We start from the raw sequence: 1416 nt of genomic DNA, 5'->3' as shown, positions 1-1416 counted from the left end.
CTCTTCAGCCGTATGCTTCTTCCGTCCCATGATGACATCCTCCACATGGCTCAAAGCCATACCTTAGGGAGGACCACTTTTCAGGGGGCAGGCCAGGCGAGCCGGATCAGAGTGGTGTCGTCGACGATGAAATCCCCTACCATCCAGTGCGCGAAATCATCTCCGCAGGGCGTCGCCGTGATTCCCGCGGCGCGCAGGGTTGCGACAGCTTCCAAGACAGGATCGGGGTTGTCGGGCATGATTCACCCCCGCGACGAGGCTACCGTGAGCGGGGACAGGGCGTCTACGCCGACGCCACGATCATCCGTAGCCGAGCCTCGTCCATGCGTTCGTCGTCCGTGCGCTCTGGCAACATCAATCTGCGCCTCGCGACGATCTACCCGCTGAGCGTGGCGATCGCCGCGTTCGAGGCGGCCTGCCTGGAATGGCCGACGAACGAGGTCACCCTTCGGGATCGCGCTCGGATCGTGCGGAAGCGGGAGCTGCCGCCGCGAAACAACGGCGCATCACCGTCTTGAATCTTTCCGGACCTGCTGCCGATCATATCAGCAAGGTCCAAGACGGTTAGATGCCCGCCGGTCCACTATCTGGCAACAATGCGTCGAAGCGGGCGCCGCGTCCGCGCCCGCTCTCGATCCATCGCGGACACTCAGTGCCATGCCAGGATGGCGTTCGACGTTGGTGCCTGATCTCGCTTCGGAAACAGAGCGCCAGCTTTCAGGTTAGATTTGCGGAACAACTACGAGTTTGTGGCAACTCTTGCAGGGCCGTTGTTCTGGCGTCAGGGTAGAATGCGAATGAGAGTGCTCCAGGGAAAGGTGCCGCACCCACTCTGAGCAGGATTAGCAGGATCGGCAGGAGGTGCCTGCATCGCAGCGCCTTCTGTCGATGCGTCATAAACGGCTTGACAGTACCATAAACGGTTGTCAGCCCTGACCCATTCGAAACGGCTGAACTTGCCCGGATTGTAGCTGTTGGCCGGATGATTATAGGCGATCATGTTTCGAGCACTACCGTCAACGGAGCAGATCTCGAACACCGAGTTGCCAGAGATCCAGAACCGGTTCGAAACGGCCTGCAGCCCACCGAAGTTGTCGACGTAATTACCGGCTATCTCCGGTGCGGCCTGAGGCGACCCACCGCATCCCGCGGCCTCTGCATGTCCGGCCGCAGCAATCGCAAAAAAGGCGAATACGAAAGTGCTGGCACGCATTGTTTTCCTCCGCAGCGAGATCCTTGCATTCCCAGGGTAGCGTGCTGCCAATGGCTCCGCCAGAGTGCCCAGCCCGGGTAATTGGCATCCTCGATAATTGGTAATGGCCTGCCCCCTGAAAAGTGGTCCTCCCTAAGGTATGGCTTTGAGCCATGTGGAGGATGTCATCATGGGACGGAAGAAGCATACGGCTGAAGAGATTG

General features: G+C 59.6%; 3 protein-coding genes. 1 reads left to right on the top strand and 2 read right to left on the bottom strand.

Features of this window, described 5'->3' with window-relative positions:
* Positions 1-80: 80 nt before the first annotated feature.
* Positions 81-239 carry a hypothetical protein gene (locus tag ASG32_RS34680; protein ID WP_199866189.1) on the bottom strand — a complete coding sequence of 53 codons (159 nt, stop codon included), beginning with the start codon at positions 237-239 and terminating at the stop codon, positions 81-83.
* An 84-nt stretch (positions 240-323) separates the two neighbouring features.
* Here ASG32_RS34680 and ASG32_RS31990 point away from each other — a divergent pair, with 84 nt between their 5' ends.
* Positions 324-518: a hypothetical protein gene (locus tag ASG32_RS31990; protein WP_056534188.1), complete on the top strand. Its 195-nt coding sequence runs from the start codon at positions 324-326 to the stop codon at positions 516-518.
* 263 nt (positions 519-781) lie between these two features.
* Here the strand turns inward: ASG32_RS31990 and ASG32_RS34295 are convergent, their stop codons facing one another.
* Positions 782-1213 carry a hypothetical protein gene (locus ASG32_RS34295; RefSeq protein WP_157862124.1) on the bottom strand — a complete coding sequence of 144 codons (432 nt, stop codon included), beginning with the start codon at positions 1211-1213 and terminating at the stop codon, positions 782-784.
* Positions 1214-1416 lie beyond the last annotated feature (203 nt).

Origin of the sequence: Methylobacterium sp. Leaf361, assembly GCF_001424445.1 — a bacterium.
Classification (GTDB): domain Bacteria; phylum Pseudomonadota; class Alphaproteobacteria; order Rhizobiales; family Beijerinckiaceae; genus Methylobacterium.
This window is presented reverse-complemented; position numbering and strand designations above follow the sequence as displayed.

Coding starts and splice junctions, on each gene's coding strand:
- ASG32_RS34295 (WP_157862124.1), bottom strand. CDS start 1,213: ATGCGTGCCAGCACTTTCGTATTCGCCTTTTTTGCGATTGCTGCGGCC.
- ASG32_RS34680 (WP_199866189.1), bottom strand. CDS start 239: ATGCCCGACAACCCCGATCCTGTCTTGGAAGCTGTCGCAACCCTGCGC.
- ASG32_RS31990 (WP_056534188.1), top strand. CDS start 324: ATGCGTTCGTCGTCCGTGCGCTCTGGCAACATCAATCTGCGCCTCGCG.